The organism is Arthrobacter sp., assembly GCF_031179385.1.
In the GTDB taxonomy this organism is placed as follows: domain Bacteria; phylum Actinomycetota; class Actinomycetes; order Actinomycetales; family Micrococcaceae; genus Arthrobacter_D.
Window position 1 is genome coordinate 1 of the sequence record NZ_JAPSHV010000116.1, and the last position, 7,932, is coordinate 7,932.

Genomic DNA, 7,932 nt, shown 5'->3' on the forward strand with positions numbered 1-7,932 from the left:
GCGATGGTCTTGTAGGCAGCTTCGATGTTCGGCTTGAGTTCCTCGAAAGGGACCTCCACGTTGAGCTTCACTCGCGTGGGAGTGAGGTTTTCGACAGCGCTCTTCACAGCCTAGTACTCCTGAATGATAGGGATCGGTTCTGCACCGGGTATACGGATCCGGCAAAGGATCGCTTCTGCACCGCTTGATGCAGAGTTCTGCACCGTTCAACACAGAGTCGGGGTGACAGGATTTGAACCTGCGACTTCCTGCTCCCAAAGCAGGCGCTCTTCCAAGCTGAGCTACACCCCGTTAGTGCAGAGGCAAGTCTACGAAAGAAACGGCATCGTTGCACATTTTGAGAATTGGGCGGCCCTGTGATGTAGTTATATGCGTTCCAGCCCATCGCGGAGAGTCAACGTGTTCGCGAGTCTGAAAGACAGCCGGTTCCGGGGATGTAGCTTAATGGTAAAGCCTCAGTCTTCCAAACTGATTACGCGGGTTCGATTCCCGTCATCCCCTCCACTCCCCTGATGGATCAGGCGCATCGAGCGCCTGATCCATTCTAGTTTTCAAGCAGCGGCAGCGGATTCAGCGTGCCTGGCACTGTGGGCACCAGTAGAGCTTCCGCGCTCCCATCTCGGCCATCGCCACCTGCGTAGCACAGATCCGGCATTCCAGGCCCGTTCGCTTATAGACGTAGTGTGCGTCCTCCGTCCGAACCTCCGAGGCCTCCAAATGTTCGGCTGACCGGTGTTCCGGCTTCGTCGTAATAATCCGACCCGCACGGACTCCGTCGTTCATAAGATGGACGAGGTCGTCCCACAGCGCCAGCACGTCGCCTTCGGCTAACGCAACACCTTGCAGCCAGGGATGCAACCGGTGCCGGAACAGCACCTCAGCGCGGTAGACATTGCCGACACCCGCAATGACGCTCTGATTCATGAGTGAGAGACCCACCGCCGTCCGGGTACGCCGCACCCGCTCGACGAACTCGGCAGGATCAGAATCCGGATCAAGCGGATCAGGTCCGAGCTTCCCAATGAGGGCGTCGCGTTCGGCGCCGGTGATCAGCTCGCACGCAGTGGGACCGCGCAGGTCCGCCCAGCCATGTTCGGACACCAGGCGAACCCGTACAGCTCCCACCGGGGGCGGCGGGCCGGCGTAGGAGGCTGCGCCGTCGTCGTCGGCGGTCTCCCGCTCTCCCACCCGGCGTGGGGCGCCGATGCTGGAGGCCCCTCGAAACTCGCTGTCTCCACCGAAGCTCCACGCTCCGTACAACCCCAGGTGGACGCGCAGCACCAGGTCGTTGTCGAACTCGAGAAACAACTGTTTGCCGTGCGCCCGGGCGCCGGTCAGGACAGCTCCGTTCAGGCGCTCCGCTCCGGCGGAGAACCGACCCTGCGGGCTGCTCACCTGCAGCCGCTCACCGGTGAACACGGACGTGAACTGCCGCGCAAGCCGATGTATTGAGTGACCTTCGGGCACTACGGCAGTATCTCCCCGGTGGTCTCGTACACGGCGATCTTGCTGATTCGGCGCACGTGGCGTTCGGCACCACTGAACGGCTCTGCGAGGAACGCTTCAACAATGGAGGTGGCTTCCTCCAACGAGTGTTGCCGACCGCCGAGCGCCACGATGTTCGCGTCGTTGTGCTGCCGCGCAAGCCGTGCAGTGTCCAGATTCCAGGCCAGCGCTGCGCGCACGCCACGGACCTTGTTTGCCGCGATCTGTTCGCCGTTCCCGGAACCGCCCAGCACTATCCCGAGGGCTTCGACGCCGGAAAGCTGGTCGTCAACTACTGCCACCGCGGCGTTGATGCAGAACGAGGGGTAGTCGTCCTCGGCGTCGTACACAGACGGGCCATGGTCGACCATCTCGAATCCCCTGGCGCTCAGGTGCTCAACGAGATGTGCACTGAGTTCCATGCCGGCATGGTCGGTTGCGATATGAACGCGCATGTAAGGTCCGTTCCGAAGTTCTGGGTGAGGTCTGATCCAAGATTAGTGCCTGGTTGGCCCGCACCCCCCGTGGCTGTGCGCCGTGTGGCAGGGTGCAGCCCTAGTTTTCTCCAAGCACCGAAGTACATCCTTTCGATACATCCTAAGAAAGGAAGACCGATGTCTGTATCTCGGCGACAGGTCCTCACCATGGGGGGACTTGGGGTAATTGGCGCAGGGGCGCTTGCTGTCCCCTTCAGTTCCATCAGCGCCAAGTCGGCCAGCAAGCTCGCCGACGTCGATATGCCGCTGCCGTACAGGACACCTCTTACGGTCCCGCCTATCCTGGAGCCGTACGCAGTTGGGCGCGCACCGGACGGCGCCAAGGTCCACTACTACAGCGTCACGCAGAAGGCAGGCACCGCAAAAATCCTGCCGCGCCTGACGACGCCGATTCTTGGCTACAACGGAATCTTCCCCGGCCCCACGATCGACCTCCTTCAGGGGACGCGGGCCGTGCTCAAGATCCGGAACCAGTTGCCTCAGACGCACCCGCTGCACGGTCACACGCTTTCCACCTCGACACACCTGCATGGTTCGGCCTCGCTCCCCCAATTCGACGGCTATGCCAGCGACGTCACTCCCCCGGGGTTCGCGAAGAATTACGAGTACCCCAACTTCCAGTCCGCCCGAACGCTTTGGTACCACGACCACAACGTGCACCACACCGCGGAAAACGCCTACTCGGGACTCTCGGCGCAGTTCTGCATGCATGACCCTGCTGAGCGGGAGCTGCTGCCGCAGAACGAGTTCGACGTCCCACTGACGTTCTCTGACGCGATGTTCGCCGCTGATGGAAGCCTCGCCTACGACGACAACTCGCACTCCGGGCTGTGGGGCGACGTGATCCTCGTCAACGGCAAGCCGTGGCCGGTGATGAAGGTGCAGCGCCGCGTATACCGCTTCCGTATCCTCAATGCGTCGATCTCCCGTTCGTTCCGCCCGACTCTGAGCACCGGCGAGCCCGTTCATATCGTGGCGACCGACGGGGGCCTCATGCCCAAGACCCAGTCGGTTGAGTCCTGGCGTCATGCCGGCGCAGAGCGCTACGAGATACTCGTCGACTTCTCCGCATATCAGCCTGGTCAGCGGGTGGAACTGCGCAATCTCTCGAACAAGAACAACGTGGACTACGACTTCACCGACCGGATCATGGCTTTCGATGTGACCGACCAACCCGTGGACACTACGGATCACACCTGGAATACGATCCCGCAGACGCTGGCCAACCACGAGGTGATGGATCTCCGTCCGACCCGTGACACCCGCGTCCGGAAGTTCGAGGTGAAGCGCAACGATAGTGTCTGGGTCATCGGTGAGGACTCCTGGGCCGACATCATCGCCAGCGGGTACCGCCGCGTGTGCGCAGATCCAGACCTCGGTGCACAGGAGATCTGGGAGTTTGAAAACAGCTCCGGCGGCTGGTTCCACCCGATCCACATCCACCTGGTCGACTTCCAGATCCTGAGCCGCAACGGCCGGGCTCCGTTCTCCTACGAAATGGGACCAAAGGATGTGGTCTACGTCGGCGAGGGAGAAACGGTCCGCCTGCTCATGAAGTTCGGTCCGCATCGGGGCAAGTACATGATTCACTGCCACAACCTGCCTCATGAGGATCACGACATGATGACCCAGTTCAGCGTCGGCTTGAAGCCCGGCGACGTTGACCTCAATGACCCCATGAAGGCCGCTCCGGCTTTCTGGGACGGTGAATAGGCCACAACCTTTCACCAGCCAGCCTTGCAGGCGGCCTTTCCCGACAGGGGGAAGGCCGCCTGAGGTCTTTAAACGGGGTGCTGCAGCGCCGGCAGGGGAAGGTACCTCCCACTAACAGGTTCGCTCCTTCTCAGATGCGCTTGAGGAGCCTGCCCATCTGGTGCCTGCCGGTGCAAGAAACATCAGTGACGGTCGCGCCCCTGCGGGAGCGACAGCTCCGCGGGAGCGACAGCTCTGCGTGAGCGACGGCTCTGCGTGAGCGACGGCTCTGCCCCGAATGGTGCCGCGCGGTTCCAGGCGCGCAGTGCCGCCCTGGCGACGCATTGGCGGAAACGTCCGACACCCAGCTGAACCGGTCGGTGGGCGGTTGTCCTGTAGACGCCCATGGCGAACACCTGGCCGCTGACACGCGGAGAGGCCTCCCGTGCCGGTGTGCACGGGAGGCCTCTCCAGTGATTTCCTGCGGGCAGGGGATGCCCGCCTCGGTTAGAAGATGCTGGTCATGCCACCCCAACCTGAGCCGATCTGACTCCTGGTCAGCCAGCCGCCCTTACCGTTTCCGGGGTAGAGCCACAGGCCGCCCCTGCCGTCTCGGGCCAGGACATCGACGTTGCCGTCACCGTTGAAGTCACCCGGACCGACGATGCTGGTCATCGAGTTCCAACCGGTACCGACTGCTGTGCGCGGCAACCACTTACCGGCGCCGTTCCCCGGGTACAGCCACAGGTTCCCGTTCGTGTCACGAGCCAGGACATCCACCTTCTGATCACCGTTGAAGTCGCCCGGACCCACAATGCTGGTCATCGAGTTCCAGCCCGAACCAACCGCAACTCGCGGCAACCACTTACCGGCGCCGTTCCCCGGGTACAACCACAGGTTCCCGTTCCTGTCACGAGCCAGGACATCCACCTTCTGATCACCGTTGAAGTCCCCCGGACCCACAATGCTGGTCATCGAGTTCCAGCCCGAACCAACCGCAACTCGCGGCAACCACTTACCGGCGCCGTTCCCCGGGTACAACCACAGGTTCCCGTTCGTGTCACGAGCCAGGACATCAGCCTTCTTGTCGCCGTTGAAGTCTCCAGGCGCGAGGATCGCTGTCATGGAGTTCCAGCCGGTCCCAACCTCCACGCGAGGTTGCCAGCCACCTGCGGAGCCATTGCCCGGGTACAGCCATAGCTTGCCGTCCGTACTCCTGGCCAGCACATCCGCCTTTCCGTCACCGGAGAAGTCGTGGCCCTGGATGCCGGCGGGGATATTGACTGTGAACACCCATTCTCCGAGCTGGCTCACATTGCCCGCGGCGTCCACTGCGATCGCCCGAAGCGTCGTCGTTTGAGCGATGGTGATGGGCCCGGTGTAGAGGGTACTGGTCAGGGTGGGTTGGGAACCGTCAGTGGTGAAGCGGATGGCCGCACCCTCGGTGGCGGCAAGCGTCGCCGTCGTGGCTGCAGTGAAGGTGCCACCCGGGGTGGTGGTGGTCAGCTCCGGCGCCACGGTGTCGATGGTGTACGTTTCCGTGACGATCGGTGATGGCACACCCTGGTTCACTGCCATGAACTTCAGGACCGTGTCCGCCGTGATGGCGATGGGTTCGGTGTACTGAACGCCGTCGGGCTCGGGGTCCGTGCCGTCCGTGGTGAAGAAGATCGGCAGGCCCGCCGGACTGGACGTCAATGCCACCGTTTGCGGTGCATTGAAGGTGCCGCCCTGGATGCTTGCAGCAGCCGTCGGGGCTTCCGGAGGCGTTGCGCCGACTGTGCGGCCCTGGACAACGAAGTCACTCGTTGATCCCAGGCTTCTGTTGACCGGTTCGCCCAGGCTGTTCAGGACCTGGCGGATCTCGAAGTAGTTGGTGTTGTAGGGGCTACCCGTAACCGCATGCGGGGTTGACCCATCACCGAGGTAGCCGGCAGGAGCACCCTCAGTCCACTGCAGGAACGGTCCGATCTTCGATTCGAGCAACGGTTCGAAGACACCATCACCGTTCATGCTGCCAAGGTCCTCCGTGTAGCGGAGGCTGCCCGTATCATCGGCGACAACCTGGAACGATCCGTAGGGATGGGTGACCTCGTAGGTGGAACCGATCTCGAAGACCTCGTCGCCGCGGACCCGAATGCGACCGAAAGCTACTTCGTCTCCGGCAGCAGCTCCCTCGCCCGTGAACGCAGCTTCGAGCGCGAGCGTCAGGCGGACTTCTTCGCCATCGACCGGGAGGAACGCTTCAGCGGCCCACCAGAAAGACTCACCCGGGAAGTTCCGTGGGAACTCCATCGGATCCAGGGGGAACGGAAGCTCCTCGATGATGGGGCACAGCGGGTCGTTCAGGCACAGGTCCAGCTGGACGCCGTTGTTGTCCTCGATCCAGGCGGGATAACCGTGGCTGCCAGGAGCCGTAGAAACAGGGCCGAGTGCCTTCAGGTTATGAATGACGTAGCGGAAGTCCCGGATCTCGCCCGCCCTGCCGGTGTTATCGACGGCGACGGCCCGGATCGTTGTCGTATGCCCCACTGGGATCGGTGTACCTGTGTACTCGCTTGTGGTGCCCGTTGCGCCGCCTGATGTGAACGTCGGATCAGAACCGTCGAGAGTGTAGTAGACCCTTGCCGTTCCGGTCGCAGCCGTTCCCGTCAGCGTGACCTGCTGAGGCCCGGCGTGGGATGGGAGCGCGGCGTCCGGAGAAGCATCGATCCACGGGCTAGTGGCATCCAGGTTGTAGGTTTCGCTCTGGACGGCAGTGCGCTGTGCCGGATCCGCCATGCTGACCGCCATGTAGTTCAGAACGGTAGTTCCCGGTGTAGCGAGCCTTACCGGTGCGACGTCGGCGTCGCCAACTGTTGGCTCCCAAAGTACCCCGTTGCTGACCGAACCGTCCTCGGCTACCGCCGGCACAGAGCCGTCAGTCGTGTAGACAATCTTTGCTTCATCCGGGAAGGAGGCCTGGATGTTTACGGTCGTGGCTTCCTTGTAGGTGCCACCGGGCTTGTCTACGTTCGCCCGTACTGTAGCGATCTTGCCCTGCACTGCGAAGAGGTCCGTCTGGACCCGTGCGAGGCCAGGCCCTTGGAGGCTGAAATAGTTAGTGTTGAAGGGGCTACCGGTTACGGTGTGCTCGACGTTCGGGTCGCCGATGGATCCGGCGGGGGCTGCGGGCAAGGTGTTGTCCCAGGTGAGGAACGGGCCGATCTTTCCGTCGAGCGGCTCAGTCCAGTCGCAGGGCTGCTGTAGGCAGCCCAGGTCCTCCGTGAAGCGAACCCGCCCACGATCATCTGCCGTGACCTCGAAGACACCATACGGCGTGGTTGCCGTGTAGGTGGCGTTCGCTTGCGCTCCATCGAAACGGATGCGCATACGGGCGAACGCGTTCTGCTGGCCCTGAGCAACGTCGCCGGCACCGCCGAATGCAGCTTCCGTGGCCATGATGAGGCGGGCCTCTTCCCCGCCGGGCAGCGCCAGTGCGGCTTCAGCCGACCACCAGAATGACTCCTCCGGAAAGTTGCCGGGGATCGAAGGTGGGAGGGAGGGGTCATAGGCCTCTCCGACGACCGGGCAAACCGTCGCCTCGTCGAGGCACAGCTCTAGTTTCAGACCGTTGTTGTCGCCATACCAGTATGGGTAGCCGGTCTCCGGGTTGACCGGCCCCACGCTTCCCTGCGGGCCAGTGGCAACAGCTGCCGGAAGTATTGCCGCCGGCTGGATGGCAGCCCCAGCGGGTGGTGGACCGAGAGTGGACAGGAGTACAACCGCTGAAGCAGCGATACCGGTCCCTCTCCATTTCCTGCTCGCACGCGGGTTGGCCCCCGCTGCGTTGTGCGTACCGTTCGAATGCATCATCGTCTCCCTGATGGTGTACGAGTCCTCCGGCAGACAAGACTGCTGCCAGATCGGGCAGTAGAAACGTTGCCCAAGGTCAACAGTGCCGAGCGGACGCTACAAATACCTTGAGCTTTGTGGTTACCTGGCCCCGCTCGTCTGCTGCTGTTACCGGAAACAGGACAAGGCCCCCCATGCCGGGGGCATGGGAGGCCTTGTCCTGCAAGCGCGGCTAGATGATGCTGGTCATTCCCTGCCAACCGGAGCCGACCTGAACCTTCTTCAGCCATCCGCCGGAGCCGTTGCCGGGGTATAGCCACAGCCTGCCCGACGAGTCCCGGGCCAGGACGTCCACGTTGCCGTCACCGCTGAAATCACCCGGACCAACGATGCTGTTCATCGTGTTCCAGCCCGTGCCGGCCGC

Annotated in this window: 5 protein-coding genes, 2 tRNA genes and 1 pseudogene; 2 read left to right on the plus strand and 6 right to left on the minus strand. The window is 62.8% G+C overall.

Annotated features, from left to right (window positions below):
- Both RIF85_RS15950 and RIF85_RS13205 read right to left on the minus strand, forming a co-directional pair.
- Positions 1 to 107, minus strand: a 107-nt coding sequence (locus RIF85_RS15950) for a trigger factor (RefSeq protein WP_375164853.1), incomplete at its 3' end; no start/stop codon positions are given.
- 110 nt (positions 108 to 217) lie between these two features.
- Positions 218 to 291 (minus strand) — tRNA-Pro (locus tag RIF85_RS13205).
- 139 nt (positions 292 to 430) lie between these two features.
- Between RIF85_RS13205 and RIF85_RS13210 the strand changes: the two genes are divergently transcribed.
- Positions 431 to 504: transfer RNA gene (locus tag RIF85_RS13210), tRNA-Gly, on the plus strand.
- A gap of 66 nt (positions 505 to 570) precedes the next feature.
- Here RIF85_RS13210 and RIF85_RS13215 read toward each other — a convergent pair.
- Positions 571 to 1,467: a DNA-formamidopyrimidine glycosylase family protein gene (locus RIF85_RS13215; protein ID WP_309072362.1), complete on the minus strand. Its 897-nt coding sequence runs from the start codon at positions 1,465 to 1,467 to the stop codon at positions 571 to 573.
- A complete protein-coding gene (locus RIF85_RS13220) occupies positions 1,467 to 1,940 on the minus strand; it encodes a ribose-5-phosphate isomerase (RefSeq protein WP_309072363.1) in 474 nt (157 codons plus the stop codon). Before RIF85_RS13220 ends, RIF85_RS13215 begins: the two co-directional genes overlap by 1 nt.
- A 159-nt stretch (positions 1,941 to 2,099) precedes the next feature.
- Between RIF85_RS13220 and RIF85_RS13225 the strand changes: the two genes are divergently transcribed.
- On the plus strand, positions 2,100 to 3,695 hold the full coding sequence (locus tag RIF85_RS13225; protein ID WP_309072364.1) for a multicopper oxidase domain-containing protein: 1,596 nt from the start codon (positions 2,100 to 2,102) through the stop codon (positions 3,693 to 3,695).
- Between the two features lie 486 nt (positions 3,696 to 4,181).
- On the opposite strand, the gene RIF85_RS13230 is transcribed toward RIF85_RS13225, so the two are convergent.
- On the minus strand, positions 4,182 to 7,529 hold the full coding sequence (locus tag RIF85_RS13230) for a chitobiase/beta-hexosaminidase C-terminal domain-containing protein (protein ID WP_309072365.1): 3,348 nt from the start codon (positions 7,527 to 7,529) through the stop codon (positions 4,182 to 4,184).
- Positions 7,530 to 7,740: 211 nt separating this feature from the next.
- Positions 7,741 to 7,932: pseudogene (locus RIF85_RS13235) on the minus strand (VCBS repeat-containing protein); the annotation flags it as partial.